This is a genomic window from Burkholderia sp. 4M9327F10, assembly GCF_005503145.1.
Lineage (GTDB): Bacteria > Pseudomonadota > Gammaproteobacteria > Burkholderiales > Burkholderiaceae > Paraburkholderia.
The window spans coordinates 25,299-51,849 of sequence record NZ_SCNV01000060.1; the positions used below are offsets into that span (position 1 = coordinate 25,299).

Here is a 26,551-nt window from a genome sequence, read left to right on the forward strand (position 1 = left end):
AATGAGGCCTGCGCGATGCAGCCCCCATCTGCTTGCATCGCGCAATCCTTATGCTTTCCCACCCGCCGCCAGCGCATCGCGCACCTGCTGCAGGGCGCTGGCATCTTCGATGGTAGGCAGGTCGCCGGGGTCGCGCCCTTCGGCCAGCGCCGCAATCGCGCGGCGCAGCAGTTTGCCCGAGCGCGTCTTCGGCAGCATCGCCACCATATGCACCCGCGCCGGCCGCGCAATCGCTCCAAGCTGACGGTCCACCGTTGCAGCCAGTTCGGCCTCCAACTGCGCACGCGCGTCGTCCGCCTCGTAACGCCCGGCATCACGCAGCACCGCGAAGGCCAGCGCCACCTGCCCCTTGAGCGGATCGGCCACCCCCACCACCGCGACTTCGGCCACCGCCGCATGGCTCGACAGCGCTTCCTCGATCTCGCGCGTGCCGAGCCGGTGACCGGCAACGTTGATGACGTCGTCGGTGCGGCCGAGAATCGTCACGTAACCGTTGGCATCCTGGATGCCCCAGTCGAACGTCGAATACAGCTGCTGATCCGGCACGCTCGACCAGTAGGTGCTGACAAAGCGCCGGTCGTCGCCCCACACGGTCGACATGCAACCCGGCGGCAGCGGATAGCCGAGCGTGATGACGCCTTTCTCGCCCGGCGCGCAGACGTCACCGGTCTGCTCGTTGCGCAGCGTCAGGTTGTAGCCGTAGACCGGTACGCCCGGCGAGCCGAGCTTCGGCGGCAGCGCTTCGACGCCGCGCTGGATCGCTAGCATCGGCCAGCCGGTTTCGGTCTGCCAGTAATTGTCGACCACCGGCTTGCCGAGCGCATCGGCGATCCACGAGGCGGTGGGTTCGTCTAGCGGCTCGCCGGCCAGAAACAGCGCGCGCAAGCTCGACAGGTCGGATTTCTTCAGCAGCGCCGGGTCTTGCTTCTTGAGCACGCGCAACGCGGTCGGCGCGGTGAACATCAGGTTGATCCGATGCTGCTCGACGAGCCGCCACCAGATGCCGCCGTCCGGGCGGATCGGCGTGCCTTCGTACATGACCGTGGTCAGGCCCGCGATCAGCGGTGCATAGATGATGTAGCTATGGCCGACCACCCAGCCGATATCCGAGGCGGTGAACATGGTGTCGCCCGCACGGCCCTCGAAGATGTATTCCATGGATGCCGCCAGCGCCACCGCATAGCCGCCCACGTCGCGCACCACGCCTTTGGGCCGCCCGGTCGTGCCCGAGGTGTAGAGCACATACGACGGCTCGTTGGATTCCAGCCATTCGCACGGCACATGGGCATCGAAAAACTGTTCGCGCAGCGGCTCGTAGTCGACCAGGTAGCTGGCGCTCAGGCGCTCGGGCGCAAGCTGCCGGTCGATCCGCAGCACATGCGGCGGCTTGTGCTGCGCGCGGGCGAGCGCCTCGTCGACGAGCGGCGTGTAGTCGATCACCTTGCCGCCGCGTGCGCCGGCATCGGCGGTGACGATCAGCGCCGGCCTGGCGTCGTCGATGCGCGCCGCGAGGCTCGGCGCCGCGAAGCCGCCGAACACCACCGAGTGAATCGCCCCGAGCCGCGCGCAGGCGAGCATGGTGAATACGGCTTCGGGGATCATCGGCAGGTAGACCAGCACGCGGTCGCCGCGCTTCACGCCCAGTGAGCGCATCACTGCGGCCATGCGGTTGATTTCGGCGTACAACTCGGCGTAGGTGTAGTGCCGCTCGATGCCGGTTTCCGTCGATACGTAGACCAGCGCATTCTGCTGCGCCCGTTCGGCCAGATGGCGGTCCACTGCGTTATGGCACAGATTCGTCCGGCCGCCCACGAACCAGCGCGCAAACGGCGGATTCGAGCGGTCGAGCACGGTCTCGAACGGCGTTTCCCAATGGATGCGGCGTGCTTCTTCGCGCCAGAAGTCTTCCGGTGCTTCGACGGAACGGCGGTGGAACTCGCGGTAACGGGTCATCGGCGGCGATCCTTGTCCTGCTGCGTGGGTGAGCGGGCGGGCGAGCATCCGCGCCGGCGGGTGAGCGGCGACCCCGGCCGGGGCGGAGCATGTGCGCACAGCATAGAGCAGGCTCACCGGCGCGGACAACGCGGGTTCACCATAGGCGCGGCGCACGCCCAGAATGGAAAAAGGCGCCGCAGCGCCTTTTTTCCATTCGGTCCCGGGCGTCGACTCCCGGTCGGGATTCCGCGGTTCAGGTCCGCGGCGGGTTCGATCCCGCCATCCCGCCTGCTCAAGCCTTGGCGCGCTTGCCCTCGACGTCAGGCAGGAACACGGTGAGGATGCCGATCAGCGGCAGGAACGAGCAGACCTTGTACACATAGCTAATGCTGGTCGCATCGGCCAGCTGGCCGAGCACTGCCGCGCCGATCCCGCCGAGACCGAACGCAAAGCCGAAGAAGAGGCCCGCGATCATGCCCACCTTGCCGGGAATCAGTTCCTGCGCATAGACCAGGATCGCCGAGAACGCCGACGCCAGCACCACGCCGATAACCACGGTCAGCACGCTGGTCCAGAACAGGTTGGCGTACGGCAACAGCATCGTGAACGGCGCGACACCGAGGATGGAGACCCAGATCACGTATTTACGGCCGATCCGGTCGCCGATCGGACCGCCGATGATCGTGCCCGCTGCGACGGCCGCGAGGAAAATGAACAGGTGGACCTGCGCGGCCTGCACCGGCAGATGGAACTTGTCGATCAGATAGAACGTGAAGTAGCTGTTGATGCTGGCGAGGTAGAAGTACTTCGAGAACACCAGCAGCACGAGCACGCCCATTGCAAGCAGCACCTGGTTGCGCGACAGCGTGGCATGAGCGGCCTGTGCGCCGCGCGCTTTTTTTGTTGCCGGATGACGCTTGTACCAGCGGCCGATCTGCGTGAGCACGACGATCGCCACCAGCGCCGCGGCCGACACCCATGCGATGCTGCGCTGGCCGTGCGGGATGATGATCAGCGCGGCGAGCAGCGGTCCGAGCGATGAGCCGGCGTTGCCGCCCACCTGGAACAGCGACTGCGCGAGCCCATGCTGGCCGCCCGAAGCCATCCGCGCGACCCGCGACGATTCCGGGTGGAATACCGAAGAGCCGCAGCCGACCAGCGCCGCCGCCACCAGCAGAATGCCGAAGTTCGGCGCCACCGACATCAGCAGCAGGCCGGCGAGCGTAAAGCCCATGCCGATGGGCAGGGAATATGGCTTCGGATGCTTGTCCGTATAGCTGCCGATCAGCGGCTGCAGCAGCGAGGCGGTGATCTGATAGGTCAGCGTGATCAGGCCGATCTGGCCGAACGACAGCGCAAAGTTGGCCTTCAGCATCGGATAGATCGCGAGGATCAGCGACTGGATCATGTCGTTGATCAGGTGCGAAAAGCTGATTGCGCCCAGTATGGAGTAGACCGTGCGCTGCGCCTTGGCGGCCAGAGGAGGAGTGGCGGGGCTGCTTGAGACGCCGGCGAGGGCGTTTTTGTCGAGGCTCGTTTGCATACGCTTGGGGAGGGAGACAAAAGTGAACGAGGGCCGGATCCGCGGGCTGCGGCATATCGGCACATTAGCCGGAACTATCTGAACTTTCACAAAGTGTAATGTGGCTCACGTGAAATGTACGGACAACTTTTGTCGCGAATCGGACATGGGATGGCCTCGAATGCGCCATGAGTCGGCTGTGACCCGGCTGTGGCCCGGCCGTGACATGACGCGCCTGCGAGGAATTTTGGCCGGGTATAAGACGGCACGCGGGGCGCCGCCTACGAGGCGGATGCGTCATGGCGCAAGGAGCACCGGGAGGCGGCGGCATTAAAGATTGCAGCCGCAAATGCCGTAGACCCGGTGAGATAAAGATGAATGCCGGAACTGACCTTTCCGGGCGGTCGATATGTGGGGACGAAATATGAAAGCAGTTTCGCTGGGCAGCCAGACTAGCGCGGGGTTCGTGGCGGACGGGGAGCCTGCGGGCAAGGCGCCGCGTTCGGGCGCGCCGGTTGGGCGGCTCAAGGGCTTGTCGGTGAAGGCGACGTTGCGCCTGGCTTTCGCTGTGCTGCTGATCGGCACGCTGTTGATCGGCGTGTTTTCGCTGGCGCAGATCAGCCGGCTCAACGGTTCGACGCAGTCGATCTACGACCAGGGCCACGTGGCGAGCCGCGCGGCCGAGGAAGCGCGCGGTTACGTGTTGCGCGCGAGCCGGGCCCAGAAGATGCTGCTGACCGCGACGACCGGCAAGGAACGCGACGACCTCGGTTCGGACATCGACAAGGACCTCGCCGGCCTGTCCGCGCAGATGAGTACGCTGCAACAGTATGTCGACGCCTCGGACGCCGATCAGGTTGCCCAGCAGAAGAAATTCGCTGCGGCGATCGCCACCTGGAGCGGCCACCTGCGCGATTTCGTGACGCTGGTGAAGGCGCAGCCGCTCGACCTGTCGCAGATGAACTGGCAGGTGGGCACGCAGGACGTGTCCTTGCTAGTGGAGACCGAGAAGCTCGAGAAGATGGTGGACGTGCTGGTCGAACAGCGCAGCGTGGCCGCGAAGGCGACCATTGCGGCTTCGGCGTTCATCTACCACTCGTCGTTTGTGATGATGGCGGCGATGACGCTCGGCCTGATCGTGCTGGCGTTTGTGATCAGCGAATGGGTGGTGCGCCGGCTCGCGCGGCAACTGGGCGGCGAGCCCGCGTATGCGAAGGAGATTGCGAGCCGGATTGCGGCGGGCGACCTGTCGAACCGGATCGCGCTGGCGCGTAACGATCATTCGAGCATGCTGTCGGCGCTGCACGACATGCAGAGCGGACTGTCGACGACGGTGTCCGACATCGCCGCGAGCGCGGACGCGATTGCGACGGCGTCGGGCGAGATTTCGATGGGCAACCTGGACCTCTCGCAGCGGACCGAGCAGCAGGCGATGGCGCTGGAGCGCACGGCGAGCAGCATGGAGGAGTTGACTTCGACGGTGCGGCAGAACGCCGACAACGCGAAGCAGGCGAGCACGCTGGCCAATAACGCATCGGCGATTGCCGAGAAGGGCGGCGACGTGGTGAGCCGCGTGGTTTCGACCATGAACGAGATCAACGATAGCGCGCGCAGTATTGGCGACATCATCGGCGTGATCGAGGGGATTGCGTTCCAGACCAACATTCTCGCGTTGAACGCGGCGGTGGAGGCTGCGCGGGCGGGTGAGGAAGGGCGCGGTTTCTCGGTGGTCGCGGCGGAAGTGCGCAATCTTGCGCAGCGTAGTGCGGCGGCTGCCAAGGAGATCAAAGGGTTGATCAGTACTTCTGTTGAACGCGTCAGTAATGGTTCGACTTTGGCGCAGGACGCCGGGCAGACCATGGATGAGGTTGTTAAGGCTGTGAAGCGTGTGACCGACATCATGGGGGAGATTTCGGCTGCTTCCGCCGAGCAGAGTTCCGGGATTGAGGAGATTAATCTCGCGGTGACGCAGATGGATGCTGGGACTCAGCAGAATGCGGCGCTGGTGGAGCAGGCTACTGCGGCTGCTCGGTCGTTGGATGATCAGGCTAAGGCTTTGAAGGTTATGGTTGGGAAGTTTTTGTTGAATGGTTGATGTGGTTTTTTTGCCTTGCAGGTGGCTTTTGGTTTTGCCTGCGGCGGCTTGAGTTTGGTTGTTGTTTTTAGGGCGTTGGCCTTTCCTTGCTTTGTTTTTGGTTTATTAGCGTCGCCCCTGTGCGGGGCGGCACCTACTTTTCTTTGCCGGCCGCAAAGAAAAGTAGGCAAAAGAAAGCGGGCTCACACCGCTAGCCTGTAGTGAGCCATCCCGGTCTGCTACCGGGAACGGCCCGAGACGAGACCAGTTCTCGCACCACTGGTGTTAGTGACAAGGCACTCATCCGTTCCAGCGTCGCGCTTCGCGCCCCGCCGTTGGGTATAACCCTTTCTGCAAATTATGTAGGCATTCTAACTATCCAGGCTCGCCAACCCTGCGAATTCCAGGTGATGCGTAAGCCACATGTCCCGCCTCCCCCCGTTTTCCCATGCAAACCCGTCCGCGACGCACGTAGTGCGGAGTGGGGTGGATGAGCGCTGTGTCACGAAGGGGGAATTTGCGAGGGCGGGTCTCGTCCTGGGCCGTTTCCGGTCGCAGACTGGGATGGCTCACTACGGGCTAGCGGTTGCAGCCCGCTTTCTTTTGCCTACTTTTCTTTGCGGCGGCAAAGAAAAGTAGGTGCCGCCCCGCACAGGGGCAACGCCAATAGACCAATATCAAATCAAGGAAAGGCCAACACCCCAGGAACAACAACCAATAACAAGCCGCCGCAGGCAAAACCAAAAGCCGCCTGCAAGGCAAAAAAATCAGCTAGGCTTAACAACAACCGTGCACGTAGTGCCAGCCGAAAGCACAACCCCATCAGGAACACGATCAATATGAATCCGCACGGGCACCCGCTGCGCCAACCTGACCCAGTTGAAAGTCGGATTCACATCGGCCAGCAACTCCCGGCTCTGCGGATTATCGCGATCATAAATACCGCGTGAAATACTCTCAACATGCCCCTGCAAAACCCCGCCGCTCATCAACCGCATCTCGGCCTTGTCGCCAATCCCGACATGCGGCAGCTTGGTCTCTTCAAAATACCCATAAACCCAGAACGAATGGCTATCCACAATAGCAAGCTTCGCCGACCCGGCAATCGCATAATCCCCCTGGAACACCGCCAGATTCGTCACATAGCCATCCACCGGTGACACCACGCGCGTGCGCTCCAGATTCAGCTTCGCGGCATCCAGCGCAGCCAGCGCCTGCTCATAAGCAGCCTCCGCCGCCGAGGCGGTATGCGTCGCGTTATCGCGGCTTTCCTTCGATACCACCAGGCTGTCCATGTCCGCGCGGCGTTGCGCATCGTCGCGGCGCATCTGCAGTTCGGCCTTGCGCGCGGCTACCGCCGCCTCGGCCTGCTCGACCGCGATCTGGTAGTGCGACGGGTCAATCTGCATCAGCAAATCGCCTTTCTTTACCAGCTCGTTGTCGTGCACCGGGAGCGCCACCACCGCGCCCGAGACGTCCGGCGCTATGTTGACGACATCGGCCCGCACCCGGCCGTCGCGCGTCCAGGGTTCGTCCATGTAATGAACCCACAGGGCGCGGCCTATCAGGATCGCGATAACGAAGACGACGGCTGTCGCGACAAAACCCAGAATATTTCGGATGGTCATGATTCGACTCTGATCAACGATAAACGGCGAGACCCAGCACGCCGCATACACACACGAGCAGACTGGCCCGGAACAGGTTCGGATGCCAAACCACGCGATAAAGCCCCGTATAGGCAATCACGCGATCCAGCAACCAGGTAAGCGCAGCACCGGCCACGAACAGCAGCACAATGGCCGGCACGTAAGCGTCAAGAACAGCAACTTCACGCGGCATGGCGAACTCCTTTTTCTCCCTCGCTGCGGTTCGCCACCAGCGTTTCCAGCGGCGATTGCGGATCGAGCAACGCAGTACGAATGAAATGCAGATGACTCAAAATGCGTTGCAGTTGATGGCGCTCCTCGCGTGGCGGCGTGAACGCCGTCAGCACTTGCTGGACGGCGGCTGTCGCTGCCACCGTCGCCGCCAGCGCTGCATCCATCCTCTGCGGGTTCGGCCGGTCGAAGAGCGCCGCCACCGCGTCGCGCATCTTGCGCTCGGCAATGCGCCACGGCATCGTCGCGGCATAGCGGGCGTCCCGCGGCAGCGCGGCGATCTCACGCCGCAAATCGATCATTGCGTTACCCACTTCGAGCACGGCAAACAGCCAGCGCAGGCTGTCGCGCCTGACTTCGGGTTCCTTGTCGGCGAGCGCGTTGATCTGGAACATCAGATCGCGTGCGCCGCTTTCGAAACGCGAGCGCAACCGCGACAGACGCGAATGGCAGGCGTGCACGACATGGCGGCGCAGGTCGATCAGCAGGCGGTTGCGCATCCAGGGCAGCGACGGCGGCAGCAGCAGCGCGAACGCGACCGAACAGGCCAGCATCGACAGAAACAGCGCCAGCGCATCATTGATGAAGCTGGTCGGATCGTAATGAATCACGTTGTCCGGGCCCGCAAGGAAACAGAAGAAGATGCAGTAACCCACCCCGTAGCCGGCCAGCTTCGGGCGCGTCGTCATGAACACGCCGAGCAGCAGGAACGGCGTGAGCGCGACACACAGCAGAGGAAACCCGTCGACGTGCGGATACACGCCGAACACCAGAATCATTCCCAGCAGCGACGACAGGACCGTGCCGCCCGCCATCTGGAACGCCATGCGCGTGGGGTTCGGCGAGGTGGACGCCAGTGCGCAGGTTGCCGCGCCCACCGGCAGCAGCGTGACGCCGCTCGGCCACGCGGTCGCGATCCAGAACGCGCCCAACAGCGCGATCACGATGGCCGCGCGCGCGCCGGCCACACCTGCGGTCAAGACGTTGGTCTTCGGCTCGTAGCGGTCGATCCAGCGCTCGCGCTCGTGGGTATCGACAGCCAGCGATGCATAAGTGGCCGCATAGGCGTGCAGGTCGTCGACGAAGCGCGAAAGCAGTTCGGCTGCGGTATCGAAATCGAGCAGCGGCACATCCGGCTGAGACTCCAGCGCTTCGCGCGTCGCACGCAGCCGTTTGGACAATTCGGCCTTATAGGCGTCGAGCTGCCCGGTCACGTGCGCGGCGTCGGCGGCGGTAAGCACCGGTTCGCCCGATTTGTGGAGCAGCGGCGCGATCTCCTTGAAATACGGTTCCAGCGCTTCAATTACGACGGACGCACCGGCGTCGTGCAGGCGGTTCATCAACTGATGCAAGGCGTGAAAGCGCGTCGATGCGGTCATGAACTCATTGTTCAGCCGCGACAGGCGGCCACTCCTCATCCGCGAGGCGGGTGTTTCGAATACAGCGACGCTGCGGATCGCTTCGAAGCCGACGATGTCGGCGACAAAGCGCGCGTTGGTGGCTTCGATCTGCGCGCGGTCGACCTGTCCCGACAGCGAGGCCGAAACATAGTCGACGAACGCGCTAAAGCGGGCGCGGATGGTGGTGCGCATCTGTTCGCCGGTGAAGCGCGGAAACACGAGCCCGCTGACCACACCCGAACAGACGATGCCGACCACGATTTCCGCCACGCGGGTCAGCGCGGACATGAACGCGCCGTCCGGATTCTGTGCCGCCGGAAAGCCGATCAGTGCCGCGGTGTAGCCCGCCAGCACGAAGCCGTAAGTGCGGAAATTGCGGTTGCGCGCGGCGCCTGCGGTACAGATGCCGACCCAGATCGCCGTCGTCGCGATGAAGAGTTCCGGCTGCTGGGCAAACAGCCCGATCAGCGCCAGCATGACGACGAGTCCGACCAGCGTGCCGCAGATCCGGTAGAAGCTCTTCGCGAACACCATGCCGCTTTGCGGCTGCATCACGATGAATACGGTGGTCATCGCGGTGCGCGGCTGCGGCAGATCGAGCTTCATTGCTACGTACAGCGAAAGGAATGCGGCCGCCAGCGCCTTGAACAGGTAGATCCATGTCAGCCCGTCGGTGCGGGCCCAGTCGGCGGCAGCCGTGGAGAGCGCCGCGAATGTGAACGGCTGACGCGCAGCGGAAGAGGGAGCGGTGGACATGGTCAGCTCCGCGCTTACTGAACTGCTGCCGGATGAGCAGAGGCCTGGCTGCTCACCGCCGCGCTGCCGGATACGGGCGTGGTGAGCGTGGTGGCCGCGGCCGCCTTGCCCTTACCATGCGCGGGCAGTGTCTCTTCCGTGTTCGGGCCATCGGACGGATCGGCAAGGCCGCCGCCGAGCGCCGTCATCAGCGAAGCATGGGCACCGAGCCGTTCGGCCTGCACCCGTGCCACGCCTTCCTGGGCTCGCAGCAACTGGTTCTGTGCAATCGGCACGTTCAGATAGTCCGTCAGACCACGCCGGTAGCCTTCCTTCGCCAGGCCATAGTTCTTACGCGCAGCGGCGACCGATCTCTCGGCATCGTTTTCCTGCGTTTCCAGCGAGCGAATCCGTACCACCTGATCGGCAACATCTTTCAGCGCGCTCACGATAGTCTGGTTGTACTGCTCGACCGCGGCGTCATAGCCCGCGTCGGCTGCACCCAGTTCGGAGCGTAGCCGGCCGCCGTCAAAGATCGGCAGCGACAGGGCCGGGCCGGCCGTCCAGCCGCCGTTTGCCGAGCGCAGGAACTGGAACAGCGGGCCGGCCGCGGCATAACCGCCGATCGACGCCAGCAGGTTGATGTCCGGATAGAAATTGGCCTTTGCCACATCGATACCGCGCGCCTGTGCCGCCACCGTCCAGCGTGCCGCGACGATGTCGGGCCGATGGCCGAGCAGTTCGGCCGGCAAGGCCGACGGCAGGCCCGCGGGTGCGGCGAGCGAGAGCGTCGGACGGGTGATCGAATCGCCTGCGCCCGGGCCCTTGCCGGCCAGCGCCGCAAGCTGGTTGCGGCCCAGCGCGATCTGCTCTTCGAGTGCGTCGATCTGGCGTTCGTATTCGGGCACCGGCGTTTCGGCCTGGCTGACTTCGAGCTGGGTGCCGAGCCCCCCGTTCAGGCGGCGCGTGGCGAGATCGACGATCTGCTGCTGTTGTTGCAGCGTCGCCCTGGCGATATCGAGCAGCGCGTAGTTCATCGACAGGCCGATATACGCGCGCACCACATTCGCTTCGAGTTCGAGCTGGGCGGCGCGTTCGTCCGCGGCGCTGGCGTGGGCGGCGTCGAGCGCGCCCTGCGCAGCGTTCTTGTCTTTGCCCCACACGTCGAGGTGGTAAGACAGGCCGATCGTGCCGGTGTTGTCCCAGGTCGTCGCGTTGGAAAGCGAGCCTGGGCCGTAGTAAATATTGTCCGCCCAGTGCTGGCGCTCGACCGAAAGATTGCCGTTGACCTGCGGCGAGAGCGCCGCGTGCGCCACGCCGGCCATCGACTGCGCCTGGCGCACCCGTGCCTGGGCGATCGCGAGTGTCGGATTGCCGGCCTGGGCGGCGTCGATCCAGGCGTTGAGCTGCGGATCGTTATAGGCGCGCCACCAGTCTGCGGCGGGCCATTGCGCGTCCGCGTTGGCGGCCCGAATGGCGGCGCCGGCATCGAGCGAGGACGGTGCAATGCCGCGAGCTTGCGGTGTGATGCCTCCGGTACTGGCACAGCCGGCGATTGTTAGTGAGATCGTAAGAACGGCGATAAAGGCGACCCCTTTTTGTACCGGAGACTGCACGATTTACCCCCTTAATTGACTAAAGAACCTTGTGCGTTATTATATTTTTTGCGGTATTCCTGAATAACCCGTAAAGATGCAAGGTATCTTTACCTAAACTGAGACAATCGCTCTTACGAAGCATGTAACAATCACCTTGTCTCAGTAAGGATATGTATGGATACGCTTCAAAACATGCGTGTATTTGTCCGAGTCGTCGAAGCAGGCAGCTTCACAGGCGCCGCCCAGCACCTGAATACGACCACGGCGTATGCCTCGCGCGCGGTCTCCGATCTCGAGGCGCATCTGCGCACGCGCTTGCTGAATCGCACGACCCGGCGTATTGCGCTGACCGAAGCCGGCGAGCGTTATCTGCAACGTTGCGAACAGATTCTGGCCTACGTCGATCAGGCGGAAGCCGAGGCGAGCGACGCCCATGCGCGGCCGTCCGGCAAGCTGAAAGTCCATGCCATGACGAGTCTCGGCCAGCATTACGTGGTGCCGGCCGTCGGGCGCTATCAGCAGCGCTATCCGGACGTGAATATCGAACTGACGCTGGCCCATCGCGTGCCTGACCTGCTCGACGAGGGTTACGACGTCGCTCTGGTGCTGGCGTCGCAGGCTCTGCCTGATTCGGGGCTGGTGTCGCAGCGCCTGGGCAGCGCATTCAGTATTGCGTGCGCCTCACCCGCCTACCTGGAGCGCCATGGCGTGCCGCAGACGCCCTCCGACCTCAGCCGGCATACCTGTCTGCAAATGGTCACGCCGGTTTTTCCCGCGAACGAGTGGACCTTCGATGGTCCGAGCGGCCAGGAGACCCACGTGCTCGGGACGGCGAGCTTTCAGGTGAATGTCGCAGAGGCGCTGGCGGTCGCGGTGCGCGAAGGCATGGGCATTGGCCTCGTGCCGATCTACTCGGCGATCAGCGGTCTGCGTAGCGGCCAGCTGGTGTGGGTGTTGCCGGAGTACACCTCGCAGGAGATGAAGCTGTATGCGCTGTACCCCTCGCGTCAGTATCTGGACGCGAAGATTCGCACCTGGGTCGAATTCCTGCGCGATGAACTGCCCACGACGCTCGCCACCGATCAGGCCGAACTGCGCAAGTTCGCCCGCACCTGAGCGCGGCGCCGGCCGGCTGACGCCGGCTCCCTTACGTTGACAGTCGCCGCCGCACGCGCATCACGGCCTGTTACAGATGTGCGGCGTCGCAACATTTCCTTACTTCTGCGGCCGATTTGATTTGGTAACGTTGGGTCAACGCGCTGGCCGACCGCTGGGTTGCCGTCAGAAACTGGATCTAACTGGAATAAAGAGGGACTCATGGATACGCATCTGCTCATCGGCGTGGCCGTCATGCTGGGACTGATCGGAATTGCCGCGTCGCGTGAACTGCTGCGCAACCTGCGCGCGCAACCGCAACTGGTGCCGGTTCGCGCCGAGCGCCGCGACGCTGCCGGTTATACGCGTCGCCGCTGAGCGGGGCCCACGGTTCTGACCTTCCAGACGTCGATCATCTAGACGTCAATCACCTTATCCCACGCAAACTGCGGATTCTCCGGTTGGCGCGTGCGGCGGTCGAGATAACCGCGCGGGTTGCATACCACCCGCGTGCCCTCGACGGTGTAGTCGAACGCCGTGTGCGTGTGGCCGTGAATCCATAGCGCGACGGGCGAGCGCACCAGCGTCGGCAGATGGTTGACGAAACCGGCCGAGACGCGGTCGTCCGCATAGCGCTCGGCGAGGCTGAGCCGGTGTGGGGCGTGGTGCGTGACCACGATGGTTTTTCCCGCAAACGGTTTGGCCAGCTCGCGCGCGAGCCATGCGCGCGCCTGCATATGCAGGGCGAGCGAGTCGGCAGGAGTGAAATCGCGGGTGGCCGTGGGGTCCGCGGGGGCGGCGCCTTCATGCGAGCGCTCTTGCGCCGGCGCATCTGGTCGGCCATGCGGCCAACTGAGTTGAATCAGGCCGCGGAAGTCGAGCATGAAGCGCCGGGCGGCTTCGATAGATTCTGCAAACGCTTCGTCGTCGGCGCCGTAAAGCGTGAAGTCGGTCCACAAGGTGGTGCCGAGTACGCGCCACTCGCCGGCGGGGTCCACCAGCGCCGCGTTGTTCAGCAGATGCACATTGTCGACCGATGCCGCCGCGTCGTGCATCGCCGCTTCCAGCGCGCCGAATTCGCCGTCGTAGTATTCGTGATTGCCCGGCACATAGACGACCGGCACGGCGCCGTCGAAGGTCTGGGCGGCCCAGCGCGGTCCGGCCGCGTGATTGTGGATGTCGCCCGCAAGCACGACCAGGTCGGCCTGCGCATGCGGAATCACCTCGGGTTCGTCGCACTCCAGATGCAGATCGGACAGCACACGAATCTTCACGACAGGCACTCCTCTGAAGAAACCGCCGGGCCGCGCGGGGCTTACGCCGTGCCCCTAGCGTAGCACCTTGCCGGGGTTCATCAGGTTGAGCGGATCGAGCGCCTGTTTGAGCGCACGCATCAACGCCACTTCGACGTCCTGCTTGTAGTGCATTGCCTCGTCGATCTTCAACTGGCCGAGCCCGTGCTCCGCGCTGATGCTGCCACGATGCCGGTGCACGCTGTCATACACGACCTGGTTGATGGGGCTCTGGTATTCGGCAAGAAACGCTTTGGCGTCGACGCCTTCAGGAGCCTGCACGTTGTAGTGCAGATTGCCGTCGCCCAGGTGGCCGAACGTCACCATCCGCACACCCGGCACGGCCTGCGCGATCGCTGCGTCGGTTTCCTCGATAAAGTGCCCGATGCGCGAGATCGGCACGGCAATGTCGTGCTTGATGTTGAGACCCTCTTCGGCCTGCGCGAGTGGAATGTGTTCACGCAGATTCCAGAACGCCTGCGATTGCGCGAGGTTTTCCGCCACCACAGCATCTTCCACGACACCTTCTTCGAGGGCGGTTTCCATCAGCCGCTCGAACAGCTCGCGCGCATGTTCCTCGCTTTCGCTGTCCGAGAGTTCGAGCAGCACGACTTGCGCATGCGCCTCTGCGAACGGATAGCGCATCTGCGGAAAATGCCGGCCCACAAGCCGCAGGCAGAAATCGGACATCAGCTCGAAGCCGGTCAGAAGCGGCCCGGCGAAGCGTTGCGTGAGCGCCAGAAAATCGAGCGCGGCATGCGGCGAGGCAAGTGCGGCGAGCGCCGTGACGCGTGCGGCGGGTAGAGGATGAAGCTTCAGCACGGCAGCAGTGATGATGCCGAGCGTGCCCTCCGCGCCGATATACAGGTCGCGCAGGTCGTAGCCGGTGTTGTCCTTGCGCAATCCGCGCAGGCCGTCCCACAGCTCGCCTTGCGCCGTCACCACTTCGAGGCCGAGACACAGTTCACGGGTATTGCCGTAGCGCAGCACGCCGGTGCCGCCCGCGTTGGTGGCGAGATTGCCGCCGATCGTGCAACTGCCTTCGGCGGCGAGGCTCAGCGGGAACAGGCGGCCGGCTTCTTCCGCGCGAGCCTGCACCTCGGCGAGGATCACGCCGGCCTCGACGGTGATCGTGTTGTTGTGCGGATCGATGTCGCGTATGCGGTTCAGGCGGCGCAGGCTCAGCACGGCTTGCGTGCCGCTCTCGTCCGGCGTGGCGCCACCTGCGAGACCCGTGTTGCCGCCCTGCGGCACCAGCGCGACGCGGTACTCGACCGCCAGCTTGACCAGCGCGGCGGCTTCGGCGGGCGTCGACGGACACAGCACCGCGCATGCCGCGCCGGCGTAGCGGCGGCGCCAGTCCGTGAGGTAGGGGGCGGTGTCGTGCGCATCGGTCAGCACGTGGGCTGCGCCGATGGCATCGCGGCAGGCGGCGAGGAAGGCGGCGCTCGACGTGGCGGTTGCAGCCGCGCCGGATGCCTGGCCGCTTGTCTGCGCTGTTGATGGGTTATGTGCCGGTTGGGAGGCGGATTCGGTCATGATGGTCGGTCGGTGGAGTGGGGCAGGCAGCCTTGCGCATCGTCTCAGGCGGCCCGTTTCGCACGCCGTGCCGCGCGCTTGAAGGGCGCCACGTAGGCCAGCGTGCAGACAAAGAAGACTAGCGCAAGCGCGGTTTCGAGCCAACCTAGCCGGGCGGACAAGCCGCCATCGCTCATGCCTCGCACGATGCCCTCGGCAAAATACAGCAGGATCAGCATCGACGCCCATTGCAGCGTATAGATGCGTCGACGCAGCACGCCGGGCAAGGCGAGCAGCAGCGGGACGGCCTTGAGAACGAGCGCGGTGCCGCCTGGCCGCAGCGGTGCGAGCCACCATTCCCAGGCCACCGAGAGCACGATCAGCGCCAGCAGTGCGGCGGCTGCGCCAAGCGCCGCGCCGCGGCGCCGCGCGACCGGCTCCTGCGCGCTGTTCACGGCCGTTCGCTCATGACTGCCGCGGTGCGCGCGATGCGTGTGCCGAGCGCGACAGCGAGCGTTTTCTCGTCAGCGGAAATGCCGTGTTCCGCGGAGCCGGCCCGCGCGAAATGCGACGCGCCGTAAGGCGTGCCGCCAGTCAGCGTGGTGGTCAAGGTGGATTCCGTGTAGGGAATGCCGACGATCAGCATGCCGTGGTGCAGGAGCGGCAGCATCATCGACAGCAGCGTCGATTCCTGGCCGCCATGCAGGCTGCCGGTCGACGTGAACACGCAGGCCGGCTTGCCTGCCAGGGCGCCGGAGAGCCACTGCGGCGTGGTGCCGTCGAGAAAGTATTTGAGCGCGGCGGCCATGTTGCCGAAGCGGGTCGGCGAGCCGAGCGCGAGGCCCGCACACTCTTCCAGATCGCGCAGTTCGACATAGGGCGGCCCTTCGCCAGGAATGTCGGGCTGGGTCGCCTCGCAGACGGTCGAGACGGGCGGCACGGTGCGCACACGCGCCTGCATCCCGGGGACGCTGTCGATGCCGTGCGCGATCGCCAGCGCGAGTTCACGCGTGGCGCCGTACCGGCTGTAGTAGAGCACGAGAATGTCTTTCATAGGCCTGATCGAGTGAGCAGGTATTATAGGGGTTGGGTCTGCGGCACAGGCCGGTCGCAGGCAATCCGGGCCGGCTCGCGGATGGTTCACGAAGGCGAAGGAGGTGTGGTTTGTTGTCCAGGGTGCGTTTCGACCTCAATACGCTCAAACGCCTCGCGCAGTTCGCCGCGAAGCGCAGCAGCGAAGATCGCATTCCCCAGGTGGCCGGCAGTCTGACGTTCACCACCATGCTCTCGCTCGTGCCGCTTGCGACGGTGGCGTTCGCATTGTTTACCGCGTTCCCGATCTTCGGTTCGTTCCAGATGTCGCTGCAGGGTTTCCTTGCCGATCACCTGATGCCCGCGCAGATCAACGACCAGATTTTCAAATACCTGAACCAGTTCGCGTCCAAGGCCAAAGGGCTGACGACGATGGGCATGATCGTGCTGTTCGTCACCTCGGTGATGACGATGATGACGGTCGAATCCGCCTTCAACGTGATCTGGCGCGTGCGCAAGCCGCGGCCGTTCGCGCAGCGCGTGCTGGTCTACTGGGCGATCATTACGCTCGGGCCCATTCTGATCGGCGTCAGCCTGTCGATTTCGTCCTATCTGTTCACGCGTTCCATGGCGTTTAGTGCCGCGCAGCACATCACGCCGGTGATCGACTGGGCGCTGACGGGCGCGGCGCTGCCGCTCACCGCGCTCGCCTTCACGATGCTCTATGTGTACCTGCCGAACTGCCGCGTGGAGTGGCGCGATGCGGTGGTGGGCGGCCTCGGCGCCGCGATTGCGTTCGAACTGGCCAAGCGCGGTTTCGGCTATTACATCCGGCGCATTCCGACTTATACGGCGGTGTACGGCGCATTTGCGGCGCTGCCGATGTTCCTGCTGTGGATGTACCTGAGCTGGTTCATCACGCTGGCGGGAGCCATGGTGGCTTCGGCGTTGCCGGCGATACGCATCGGCCAGTTCCACCGGCCGCGCTTCGCGGGCAGCGACCTGTTCGATGCGCTCGAAATGCTGGCGCGGCTTTCCGAAGCGCGCGAAGCGGGCAAGCCCGGTTACACGCAGCAGGATCTCGCGCGCATGCTGCGCCGGGACATGGATACGACCACCAACCTGCTGGACAGCCTCGAGGAGATCGAGTGGATTGCGCGTCTGCACCAGGACGGCTCGCGCCCGCGCTTTGTGCTGCTGGCCAATCCTGCGCAGGTGACAGTGGCGCGGCTCTTCGACCTGTTTGTGATCGACCGCGCGGAACTCGAATACCAGCTCAATCTGGAATCGACTCGCGTGGACGGCGCGACGCTGCTGGCGGCGCTTGAAAACGACAAGCTGGGCGTTTCGCTCGCTGTTCTGCTGGCCGTGCGGGCCTCGGCGCGCGCAGCGCAGGCGGCGGAAAACGAAGGCCGCAGTGCGGCGATGCCGCATCAGACAGCATAAGCGGGCATACGCGGCCCCCCTCCCGCTAGAGGGAAATCTTCCCGATGCAGATATCCTTGAACATTACCCAGTCGCCCATCAGGCTATAAACCGGGTGCCGGAAGGTTGCAGGCCGGTTCTTCTCAAAGAAGAAATGCCCGATCCACGCGCACCCGTAGCCGCTGACCAGCGCGGCAGGCAGCCACAGCCAGTCCCCGGTGGCGAGCGCCATGGCGAGGCAGCCGATGACGCCCAGCGAGCCGACAAAGTGCAGCCGCCGCGAAACCAGATTGCGATGCTCTTCGAGGTAGAACGGATAAAACTCCGCAAAATTCGCGAAGTGATCAGTGTGAGCGGATTGAGACATCATGGCCTCCGTTTCGCTGCTCTTTTGTGGACTTCACCTCGGGCCCATCCCAGGCCGACCCGGAGTCTGTCCCGGCGCCCAGTTCCGGCGCCCAGTTCCGGGTCTGCGCCCCAAGCCCATCCCCCCGCCGAACCGGTTTGCGCGGTGCGGCGAGCCCGGCTGCCAGCATGTACACATACGTATGCTTGAAACCGGGCGGGCCTGAATCATTGTGCTGCTAGAGGCGCTTGCGTGCAACCTGGCCATTCGGCATATGGTGCGTCGTGTCCTGCGACGGTATCGTCGAACTTACTGAACCGGTGCGGCGGGTGCAGCCGCGCTGGAGAATGCGTGCGTCGCAAAGCCGAACAGCGCATCGAGCGTGGCGTCCGGTTGCTCGCTCATCAGCGCATGGCCGGCGTCGAGCGTCACGGTGTCCACGGCTGTGCCGGCTTGCGCGAACGCTTGGGCGAGCGCTTTCGTGGCACGCGGTGGCGTCATGGCGTCGCGTTGTCCCACGATCAAGCGAACGGGGCAGCGCACCTCGGCTGCGCGAACGAGGCCGTCCGCGTACGCGTTGCAGGCCGTGAAGTCGGTGTGGAACAGACCGGCTTCGCCGTTGGCCGAGATCCGTTCCATCAGCCGCTGGTTCATGCCGTGCAACCAGAAGCCTGGGCCCGGGCAGGACGGTTTGGCGGCGAGCGTCGAATGAGACCACTGGTTGACCATGGCGATGGCTTCCGGCTCGCGGTTGAGGGCGGCGTCGAGCAGTGCGTCGGAGACGGCCATCGGCACCGCGGTCGCCACGAGAGCAAGCGCGCCGGCCCGTTGGGGATAGCGCGCGGCGAAGTCCAGCGCGATCAGCGAGCCCATGCTGTGGCCGATCACGCAGGCTCGCGCCACGCCGGCCGCATCCAGCAGCGCGGCCAGCCAGTCGGCCATGGCGTCGATCCTGGTGAGCGCCGGGCCGGCGCTGCGATGGTGGCCCGGCAGGTCGACCGCCAGCACACTGAAGCCGTGATGCGCGAAGTAGCGGGTCTGCAGCGCCCACACGCTATGGTCGTGCTCGGCGCCATGAATGAACACGGCAGTGGGCAGGCTGGCGTCGAACGGTTTGCCGCCGGTGTAGGCATAGGCCGACTTATGCTGGACCTCGAAGATCATGCCGGCTCCTTGCGTGCGCCGCCGTCGCTGGGGTTGTTGGGACTGTCGTTCGGTTTGGCAGCACCTGCGCCGGCCGGCTTTTGCTCGGCCTTGTTTGCGGCCTTATTTGCGGCTTTGAGCGCGCGCTTGAGATCGTCGATCAGATCGTCCGGGTCTTCGAGGCCGATCGACAGGCGGATCGTGCCTTCCGCAATGCCCGCTGCGGCGAGGGCGGCGGCGTCCATGCGGAAATGAGTGGTCGATGCGGGATGAATCACGAGCGAGCGGGCGTCGCCGACATTGGCCAGATGCGAGAACAGCGTCAGCGCCTCGATGAAGCGGCGTCCGGCGGCGCGGTCGCCGCGCAGGTTGAAGCTGAACACGGCGCCGGCGCCGCGCGGCAGCAGGCGCTTCGCGAGTGCGTGATCGGGGTGCGAGGCCAGTTCCGGATAGGCAACGGACTCGACCGCGGCGTGCGCGGCGAGGAATTCGACCACTTTGCGGGTGTTCGAGACGTGCCGGTCCATGCGCAAGGGCAGGGTTTCGATGCCTTGCAGCAGTTGCCACGCGGCCTGCGGATGCAGGCACGCGCCAAAGTCGCGCAGCCCTTCGCGGCGGGCGCGCAGCAGGAACGGGGCGACGGTGCTTTCCTCGGCGAACACCATACCGTGAAAACCCTCATACGGCTCGGTAAATTCGGGGAAAAGCCCGGAGGCTTCAAAGTCGAAAGTACCGCCGTCGACCAGCACACCGCCGATGGTCGTACCGTGGCCGCCGAGGAATTTGGTTGCGGAGTGATAGACGAAATCCGCGCCGTGCTCAAAGGGTTTGAGCAGATACGGGGTGGTAAAGGTCGAGTCGACCAGCAGCGGCACGCGCTGGCCATGCGCGATTTCCGCCACTGCGGCAATATCGAGCACGTCGAGGCCCGGATTGCCGAGCGTTTCGCCGAACAGCAGGCGCGTGTTCGGGCGCAAGGCGGCGCGCCAGCCGTCCAGATCGCCGGGTTTGACGAAGGTGGTTTCGATGCCGAAGCGCCGCAGCGTGTAGTTCAGCAGATTGTGCGAGCCGCCGTAGAGCGCGCCCGAGGCGACGATATGGGAGCCGGCGCCCATCAGCGTGGCAATCGCCAGGTGCAGCGCCGCCTGGCCGCTGGCCGTGCCGATCGCCCCGGCGCCGTTCTCCAGCGCGGCGACGCGCTCTTCGAAAACGGCCACGGTCGGGTTCGAGATGCGCGAGTACACGTGGCCGGCGCGTTCCATATTGAACAGCGCGGCGGCGTGGTCGGTGTCGCGAAACGAGAACGAGGTGGTCTGGTAGATCGGCGTGGCGCGCGCGCCGGTCGTGGGGTCGGGGGCTGCGCCTGCATGCAGCGCAAGCGTGTCGAAACGGTTGGCGGACATCCTGGGCGGCGGAGCCACGGGCGGCTCCGCGAAGGGTGAAAGTGGGGGCATCGTATCACCGGGGCACGCGGCTTGAACTCCGGTTTTCCCCATGCGCCTTGCCGGCAGGCCCTTGCCGCCATGGTGGGCGGGCCGCTTTCCTTTTACAGGTCTTTCCGCTAGGATCGAAAGTCAGTCATGTATTAACGGCTTCACCGGATTTTGCAACTATTGTGCATGGGACGGGAGTCAGCGTTTTTCTCTCACTCCCGGCGACAAAGGAGACAATCATGCGAGTCAGCGACATTCTCAAGGTCAAGGGCAATACCCTTTTCACCGTCACGCCGGATACGCCGCTCATCGACGCAGTCAATGCGATGGCGGAGCACGATATCGGCTCGCTGGTTGTCATGGAATATGGCGATCTGGTCGGCATGCTCACGTTCCGTGAAATCATCCTGACGCTCAGCAAGCACCACGGCAGCGTCGGCACGGCAACCATTCGCAAGGTCATGGACGACCATCCGCTCACGTGCACGCCGGAAACGGATGTGAACGAGGTGCGCCGCATGATGCTCGAACATCACGTGCGCTACCTGCCGGTCATGGAAAGCCGCACGCTGATGGGCGTGATCTCGTTCTACGACGTCGCGAAGGCAGTGGTCGAGGAGCAGGGCTTCGAAAACCGCATGCTCAAGGCATATATCCGCGACTGGCCGGAAGAGCAGGAGCCGCAGCAGGCGAGCTAGATTGTTAGCCCGGGTCTTAGCATGGTGTTAGCCGGGCCGGCCGCGGCGCCGTCGTCCCCGCTGCTCATGCGGGCGCAAACCGGCGTCAACGGCCATCGGATTGCCACAGCCTGAGGTCATCATCGAGGGGCGTGCGCGCAAGCGTGCGCCTTTTTTGCGTCAGGTCCCTTCTCCCACTCACCAGCCTTCATGAGCGATCGTCCCTTACCCGCCGCCCGCCGCGCCGCCCACCGTAGCGACGCACACGAGTCCCAGTTCCGCCTTCTGGGCGAGCGGCGTTTTGCACCGTTTTTCTGGACCCAGTTCCTGGGCGCCATGAACGACAACGTGTTCAAGATTGGCTTTACCTCGCTTGTCACGTATCAGACCGCACGCTTTTCGGGCGTCGATGCGAAGACCGCGGCCTTTCTGATTTCCGCAATCTTCATCCTGCCGTTCGTGCTGCTGTCCGCCACCTCCGGACAGATTGCGGACAAGTACGACAAGGCGATGCTGACGCGCTTTGTGAAGACCTTCGAAATCGGTGTGATGCTGATCGGCGGAACCGGCTTCTGGCTGCATAGCGCGCCGTTGCTGTACCTCTGCACGTTTTTGATGGGGGTGCATTCCACGCTGTTCGGCCCGGTTAAATACTCGTACCTGCCGCAGCATCTGCAGAAAAACGAGCTGGTCGGCGGCAACGGCATGGTGGAAATGGGCACCTTTGTCGCGATCCTGGTGGGCACCATTATCGGCGGGGAGGCGGCCGGTTTCGTCGAGCACGGCGCGGTGGTGCTGGCGTTTGCGTGCGTCGGGATCGCGCTGGTGGGGCGTGCGGTGTCCGCGTTCGTACCGGCCACGCCGGCGCCGCAGCCCGATCTGCAGATCAACTGGAACCCGGTTAGCGAAACCTGGCGCAATCTGAAAATCGCCGCCGGGAATCGCACGGTATTTCTCAGCTTGCTGGGGATTTCCTGGCTGTGGTTTGTCGGTGCGATCTTCCTGTCGTCGTTTTTCAGCTTTGCCAAGAATGTGCTGTCGGCCAACCCCGATGTCGTGACGGTGCTGCTCGGCACCTTTTCGATCGGTATTGGCCTCGGTTCGCTGATGTGCGAGCGGCTTTCCAAGCGGCGCATCGAAATCGGCCTCGTGCCGCTCGGCTCGATCGGCATGAGCGTGTTCGGCATCGACCTGTTCTTCGCGAGTCACGCGCTGCCGCCGGCCGGACATTTGCTCAGTGTCGGCGAATTCATGCTGATGCCGGCCAACTGGCGTGTCCTCGCCGATCTGTTCCTGCTCGCGATGTTCGGCGGCTTCTATAGCGTGCCGCTGTATGCGCTGATCCAGAGCCGCAGCCAGCCGAGCCATCGCGCACGCATCATCGCGGCGAACAATATCCTCAATTCCGCGTTCATGATCGTCTCGTCGCTGATGGCCATGGCGTTGACTTCCGCGGGCGTCAGCATTCCAGGCATTTTCCTTGTGACGGCGCTGCTCAACATCGTCGTGGCCACCTATATCTACTCGCTGGTGCCGGAGTTTCTGCTGCGCTTTGTGGCGTGGGTGCTGGTGCACACGTTCTACCGGATCCGCCTCGTGCACGCGGAGCGCATTCCGGAAGAGGGCGCGGCGGTGCTGGTGTGCAACCACGTCAGCTATGTGGATGCAATCGTCATCATGGCCGAGAGCCCGCGTCCGATCCGCTTCGTGATGGATCATCACATCTTCAGGACGCCGCTGGCCGGCTGGGTGTTCCGCCACGCCAAAGCGATTCCGATTGCGCCGTCCCACGAAGACCCGGAAATGCTCAAGCGGGCCTATGAAACCTGTGCGCAGGCGCTCAGCGAGGGCGACCTGGTGTGCATCTTTCCGGAAGGCAAGCTGACCAAGACCGGCGAACTCAACCCGTTCCGTCACGGCGTGACCGAAATCATCCGCCGCACGCCGGCGCCGGTGGTGCCGATGGCGTTGCGCGGGCTGTGGGGCAGTGTGTTTTCGCGCGCGGCCGATGCGCGCTGGCCGCGGCCGGTGCAAAAGGGCGTGATGAGCCGGCTGACGCTCGCGGTCGGCGAGCCGCTCGGTCCGGCGCAGGTGACGCCGGAAGGGCTGCAGCAGATCGTCACCGAGTTGCGCGGGGCGCGTAAATAGGCGGGCTGGCATAATAGCGGTTTCCCCGCATTTCTTTGGACGACGCTCATGTCCGGCAATACGCTTGGTACGCTTTTCACTGTCACGACCTTCGGCGAATCGCATGGTCCCGCTATCGGCTGCGTGATCGACGGTTGCCCGCCGGGCATGGCGCTGGTTGAAGCGGACATCCAGTTCGAACTGGACCGCCGCAAGCCGGGCACTTCCCGCCACGTCACGCAGCGTCAGGAAGAGGACAAGGTCGAGATTCTGTCCGGCGTGTTCGAGGGCGTCACCACCGGTGCGCCGATTGCGCTGCTGATCCGTAATACGGACCAGCGCAGCAAGGACTACGGCAACATCGCGGAAACGTTCCGCCCGGGCCACGCCGATTACACCTACTGGCAAAAATACGGCATTCGCGACTATCGCGGCGGCGGCCGTTCGTCGGCGCGTCTGACTGCGCCTACCGTGGCGGCGGGGGCTGTGGCTAAGAAATGGCTGCGCGAGCATTTCGGCACGGAGATCCGCGGCTACATGGCCGCGCTTGGCGAAATCGACGTGCCGTTCCTCGACTGGTCGCATGTGCGCGAAAACCCGTTCTTCGCGCCGAATGCAGACGTGGTGCCGCAGCTCGAAAGCTATATGGACGCACTGCGCAAGGATGGCGATTCGATCGGTGCACGCATCAACGTGGTCGCCTCGGGCGTGCCGGTTGGGCTCGGCGAGCCGCTATTCGACCGGCTCGATGCCGATATCGCCCACGCCATGATGGGCATCAACGCGGTGAAGGGCGTGGAGATCGGCGCGGGCTTCGCCAGCGTCGCGCAACGCGGTTCGGTGCATGGTGACGAGCTGACCCCGGAAGGCTTTGTCGGCAATCACGCGGGTGGTGTGCTCGGCGGCATTTCCACGGGGCAGGACATTACCGTGTCGATCGCCATCAAGCCGACCTCGAGCATCCGCACGCCGCGCCGCTCCATCGACAAGGCGGGTCAACCGGCCGTCGTCGAGACCTTCGGGCGTCACGATCCTTGCGTCGGCATCCGCGCCACACCGATCGCCGAGTCGATGCTGGCGCTGGTGCTGATCGATCATGCGCTGCGCCATCGCGCGCAGTGCGGCGATGTCGCGGTCGGCACGCCGAAGATCGCGGCGAGCGCGCCTTAAGGTGCTCTAGGCCACCTTCAGTTACCCTCAATTACCCTCAGTTACCAGCAGCCGCGTCTCACGTGTCTTCGCGTCCCGGCCGGAACGACCTTGATGATGGACCCGAATAGCCCCGTGGCCGGCGACGCCCTGGCGCAATTGCGCACACGGGCCGCCGCGCCGCAGGCCGGCGCCACAGACTGGCTCGCGTTCGGCCAGGCCCTGCTGCAACAGGCAGGGCGCAACCGCGAGCAGCAACGCGAGGCGCTGGCCGCGCTGGTGCAGGCCTACCAGCTTGATCCTGCCTGCGAACCCACTCTGCTGCATACGATTGCTCAAACCGGCTTTGTCGTACGCGACTGGCCTTTGGTCGAGTCGGCCACGGGCCTATTGCTGGCGCGCAATGCCGAAGATGCCAACGCGCTCGTCTGGCGTGCAGCCGCTATCCAGCATCACAACCATTTCGACGAAGCCGAGCGCCTTTTGCGCGAGGCGGTGCGGGTCGTGCCGGACAATCCGGTCGCGTTGCACAAGCTCGCGTTGTGCATCAAGGAGCAAGCGCGCTTCGTCGAAGCCGAGGCCCTTTTGCGACGCGTGCTCGAACTCTCGCCGAACAATGCGCATGCGACGTTCGACCTCGCGGAGCTGGAAATACGCTCGGGCCGCTACGCCGACGGCTGGGTGAATTACGAAGCGCGCGTCGTATTCGGCGACGACCTGAACAACGCACACCATGCGCTAGGCGAGATTAGCCGCTACTGGCAGGGCGAGCCGCTTGCCGGCAAGACATTGGTCGTCTACGGCGAGCAGGGCAACGGCGACTGCCTGTGGGCGGTGCGCTTTCTGCCGCTGCTGGCCGAGCGGGCGCGGCGTGAGGGCGGGCGAGTGATCTTCGGTCACGATGGACCGCTGCGGCATCTGTTCGAAAGAATGCTGCCCGCCGACGTAGCGCTTGAAACCAACCTCATTACACGGCCGGATTTTCATTGCGGGCTGATGAGCGTGCCCGTGCGGCTCGGTGTGTTCGATTCCGCGGGCTGGGGCCGCGCCTATCTGGGCGCCGATCCGGCTCGCGCCGGGCAGTGGCGTGAGCGCGTCGCACAGGCCGTGCCGCACGGCGGTCCCAAAGTCGGCCTGGTGTGGAACGGCAATCCGCAGCACATTCGCGATGTACGGCGTTCGGTGCCGGTCGATCAGCTCGAACCTCTGCTGACGGTGCCGGGCATCACGTATTTCGCACTCTCGCCGGGACGTTCCGCGACGGTCGGGCAATGGCGTGCGCATGGTATCGAAATTGTCGATCCCACGCCGCATTTCGAAGCCGGCTTCGACGATGTGGCGGCGCTGCTCGCCAACCTCGATCTCGTCGTGACCATCGATAGCGGCCCCGCCCACCTGGCGGGTGCGCTGGGCGTGCCAACCTGTCTCATGATCGACCACGTGTCGGCGTGGTTCTGGGGCGATCAGGTGCAGCGCACGCCGTGGTACGACTCGGTCGAGCTGTTTCGCCAGCCGGCGATCGGCGCCTGGGCGCCGGTGCTGGCGAGCGTGCGCGCGAGACTGGAGGCCCTGGCGCGACGCTGAGCGGGCGAGTGCATCACATCAGAAGCCAGCGCGGCAACCGAAGCGGGCACGAAACGCGGACGAAAAAAAGCGCCGCTCGAAGCGGCGCTTTCTGCACGCTGCAACTCAGCGCCAATGCGCCGCCTCACATGTTCGGATAATTCGGCCCACCGCCACCTTCAGGTGTAACCCACACGATATTCTGCGTCGGGTCCTTGATATCGCAGGTCTTGCAGTGCACGCAGTTCTGCGCGTTGATCACCAGCCGCTCGCTGCCGTCGTCGTTCTTCACGAACTCATACACCGCTGCCGGGCAATAACGGCTCTCGGGTCCCGCGTAGGTGTGCAGATTGACGTTCACCGGCACGTTCGGATCTTTCAGCGTCAGGTGAGCCGGCTGGTTTTCCTCATGGTTGGTGTTCGAGATGAACACCGACGAGAGCCGATCGAACGTCAGCTTGCCGTCCGGCTTCGGATACACGATCGGCTTGCACTGCGAGGCCGGCTTGAGCATCTCGTGATCCGAATGCTGGTGATGCAGCGTCCACGGCACATTGCCGCCCAGCACCTTCTGCTCGAGGCCCACCATCAGCGTGCCCAGATACAG

At 64.4% G+C, this 26,551-nt stretch carries 22 protein-coding genes; 8 read left to right on the forward strand and 14 right to left on the reverse strand.

Translation table 11 applies throughout. From position 1 onward, the window contains the following. Positions 1 to 48: 48 nt before the first annotated feature. Together FFS45_RS34120 and FFS45_RS34125 are read right to left on the reverse strand one after the other, a co-directional pair. Complete coding sequence (locus FFS45_RS34120) at positions 49 to 1,953, reverse strand: propionate--CoA ligase (RefSeq protein WP_137959041.1); 1,905 nt, start codon at positions 1,951 to 1,953, stop codon at positions 49 to 51. A gap of 274 nt (positions 1,954 to 2,227) precedes the next feature. Beyond that, the gene (locus FFS45_RS34125) at positions 2,228 to 3,478 is read right to left on the reverse strand and encodes an MFS transporter (RefSeq protein WP_137959042.1); all 1,251 of its coding nucleotides are present in this window, start codon (positions 3,476 to 3,478) and stop codon (positions 2,228 to 2,230) included. Positions 3,479 to 3,881: 403 nt separating this feature from the next. Between FFS45_RS34125 and FFS45_RS34130 the strand changes: the two genes are divergently transcribed. Further along, positions 3,882 to 5,552, forward strand: coding sequence for a methyl-accepting chemotaxis protein (locus tag FFS45_RS34130; RefSeq protein WP_137959043.1), 1,671 nt, complete (start codon positions 3,882 to 3,884; stop codon positions 5,550 to 5,552). A 746-nt stretch (positions 5,553 to 6,298) separates the two neighbouring features. On the opposite strand, the gene FFS45_RS34140 is transcribed toward FFS45_RS34130, so the two are convergent. The 4 genes from FFS45_RS34140 to FFS45_RS34155 are packed head-to-tail and all read right to left on the reverse strand — an operon-like array spanning position 6,299 to position 11,162. After that, positions 6,299 to 7,159, reverse strand: a complete 861-nt coding sequence (locus FFS45_RS34140) for an HlyD family secretion protein (protein ID WP_137959059.1) — start codon at positions 7,157 to 7,159, stop codon at positions 6,299 to 6,301. Positions 7,160 to 7,172: 13 nt separating this feature from the next. Continuing rightward, positions 7,173 to 7,373: a DUF1656 domain-containing protein gene (locus FFS45_RS34145; protein ID WP_137959045.1), complete on the reverse strand. Its 201-nt coding sequence runs from the start codon at positions 7,371 to 7,373 to the stop codon at positions 7,173 to 7,175. Then, on the reverse strand, positions 7,363 to 9,567 hold the full coding sequence (locus tag FFS45_RS34150; RefSeq protein ID WP_137959046.1) for an FUSC family protein: 2,205 nt from the start codon (positions 9,565 to 9,567) through the stop codon (positions 7,363 to 7,365). Before FFS45_RS34150 ends, FFS45_RS34145 begins: the two co-directional genes overlap by 11 nt. Before the next feature lie 14 nt (positions 9,568 to 9,581). After that, the gene (locus FFS45_RS34155; RefSeq protein ID WP_137959047.1) at positions 9,582 to 11,162 is read right to left on the reverse strand and encodes an efflux transporter outer membrane subunit; all 1,581 of its coding nucleotides are present in this window, start codon (positions 11,160 to 11,162) and stop codon (positions 9,582 to 9,584) included. A 156-nt stretch (positions 11,163 to 11,318) separates the two neighbouring features. Between FFS45_RS34155 and FFS45_RS34160 the strand changes: the two genes are divergently transcribed. Both FFS45_RS34160 and FFS45_RS41955 read left to right on the forward strand, forming a co-directional pair. Continuing rightward, complete coding sequence (locus FFS45_RS34160) at positions 11,319 to 12,260, forward strand: LysR family transcriptional regulator (protein ID WP_137959048.1); 942 nt, start codon at positions 11,319 to 11,321, stop codon at positions 12,258 to 12,260. Positions 12,261 to 12,461: 201 nt separating this feature from the next. Beyond that, positions 12,462 to 12,617 (forward strand): hypothetical protein, encoded by a 156-nt coding sequence (locus FFS45_RS41955; protein ID WP_171029830.1) that lies wholly within the window; start codon positions 12,462 to 12,464, stop codon positions 12,615 to 12,617. A 38-nt stretch (positions 12,618 to 12,655) separates the two neighbouring features. Here the strand turns inward: FFS45_RS41955 and FFS45_RS34165 are convergent, their stop codons facing one another. From FFS45_RS34165 to wrbA, 4 genes are read right to left on the reverse strand one after another with little or no spacing between them, the layout of a single operon-like run. Then, entirely contained in the window at positions 12,656 to 13,513 is an 858-nt protein-coding gene (locus tag FFS45_RS34165) for a metallophosphoesterase (protein ID WP_137959049.1), read from the reverse strand. A gap of 54 nt (positions 13,514 to 13,567) precedes the next feature. Beyond that, positions 13,568 to 15,070 (reverse strand): FAD-binding oxidoreductase, encoded by a 1,503-nt coding sequence (locus FFS45_RS34170; protein ID WP_249363035.1) that lies wholly within the window; start codon positions 15,068 to 15,070, stop codon positions 13,568 to 13,570. A gap of 44 nt (positions 15,071 to 15,114) precedes the next feature. Continuing rightward, positions 15,115 to 15,504 (reverse strand): DUF2069 domain-containing protein, encoded by a 390-nt coding sequence (locus FFS45_RS34175; protein ID WP_137959050.1) that lies wholly within the window; start codon positions 15,502 to 15,504, stop codon positions 15,115 to 15,117. After that, positions 15,501 to 16,103 (reverse strand): NAD(P)H:quinone oxidoreductase, encoded by a 603-nt coding sequence (wrbA, locus tag FFS45_RS34180; protein ID WP_137959051.1) that lies wholly within the window; start codon positions 16,101 to 16,103, stop codon positions 15,501 to 15,503. The genes FFS45_RS34175 and wrbA overlap by 4 nt, the downstream gene beginning before the upstream one ends. Before the next feature lie 110 nt (positions 16,104 to 16,213). Here wrbA and FFS45_RS34185 point away from each other — a divergent pair, with 110 nt between their 5' ends. After that, positions 16,214 to 17,527 (forward strand): YihY family inner membrane protein, encoded by a 1,314-nt coding sequence (locus tag FFS45_RS34185; RefSeq protein ID WP_137959052.1) that lies wholly within the window; start codon positions 16,214 to 16,216, stop codon positions 17,525 to 17,527. A 25-nt stretch (positions 17,528 to 17,552) separates the two neighbouring features. On the opposite strand, the gene FFS45_RS34190 is transcribed toward FFS45_RS34185, so the two are convergent. The 3 genes from FFS45_RS34190 to FFS45_RS34200 all read right to left on the reverse strand — a co-directional run bounded on the left by FFS45_RS34190 (position 17,553) and on the right by FFS45_RS34200 (position 20,398). Next, the gene (locus FFS45_RS34190) at positions 17,553 to 17,873 is read right to left on the reverse strand and encodes an Mpo1-like protein (RefSeq protein WP_137959061.1); all 321 of its coding nucleotides are present in this window, start codon (positions 17,871 to 17,873) and stop codon (positions 17,553 to 17,555) included. Positions 17,874 to 18,161: 288 nt separating this feature from the next. Further along, the gene (locus FFS45_RS34195; protein ID WP_137959053.1) at positions 18,162 to 19,016 is read right to left on the reverse strand and encodes an alpha/beta hydrolase; all 855 of its coding nucleotides are present in this window, start codon (positions 19,014 to 19,016) and stop codon (positions 18,162 to 18,164) included. Beyond that, the gene (locus FFS45_RS34200; RefSeq protein WP_171029833.1) at positions 19,013 to 20,398 is read right to left on the reverse strand and encodes an O-acetylhomoserine aminocarboxypropyltransferase; all 1,386 of its coding nucleotides are present in this window, start codon (positions 20,396 to 20,398) and stop codon (positions 19,013 to 19,015) included. The genes FFS45_RS34195 and FFS45_RS34200 overlap by 4 nt, the downstream gene beginning before the upstream one ends. A 269-nt stretch (positions 20,399 to 20,667) precedes the next feature. Between FFS45_RS34200 and FFS45_RS34205 the strand changes: the two genes are divergently transcribed. The 4 genes from FFS45_RS34205 (at position 20,668) to FFS45_RS34220 (ending at position 25,965) form a co-directional block, all read left to right on the forward strand. Next, the gene (locus FFS45_RS34205) at positions 20,668 to 21,126 is read left to right on the forward strand and encodes a CBS domain-containing protein (RefSeq protein WP_137959054.1); all 459 of its coding nucleotides are present in this window, start codon (positions 20,668 to 20,670) and stop codon (positions 21,124 to 21,126) included. Between the two features lie 189 nt (positions 21,127 to 21,315). Further along, positions 21,316 to 23,253 carry an MFS transporter gene (locus FFS45_RS34210; RefSeq protein WP_137959055.1) on the forward strand — a complete coding sequence of 646 codons (1,938 nt, stop codon included), beginning with the start codon at positions 21,316 to 21,318 and terminating at the stop codon, positions 23,251 to 23,253. Between the two features lie 48 nt (positions 23,254 to 23,301). Continuing rightward, positions 23,302 to 24,402, forward strand: coding sequence for a chorismate synthase (gene aroC, locus FFS45_RS34215; protein ID WP_137959056.1), 1,101 nt, complete (start codon positions 23,302 to 23,304; stop codon positions 24,400 to 24,402). A gap of 96 nt (positions 24,403 to 24,498) precedes the next feature. Next, a complete protein-coding gene (locus tag FFS45_RS34220) occupies positions 24,499 to 25,965 on the forward strand; it encodes a tetratricopeptide repeat protein (RefSeq protein WP_137959062.1) in 1,467 nt (488 codons plus the stop codon). Between the two features lie 124 nt (positions 25,966 to 26,089). On the opposite strand, the gene FFS45_RS34225 is transcribed toward FFS45_RS34220, so the two are convergent. Further along, the coding region (locus tag FFS45_RS34225) for a 4Fe-4S dicluster domain-containing protein (protein WP_171029831.1) at positions 26,090 to 26,551 on the reverse strand (462 nt) is incomplete at its 5' end.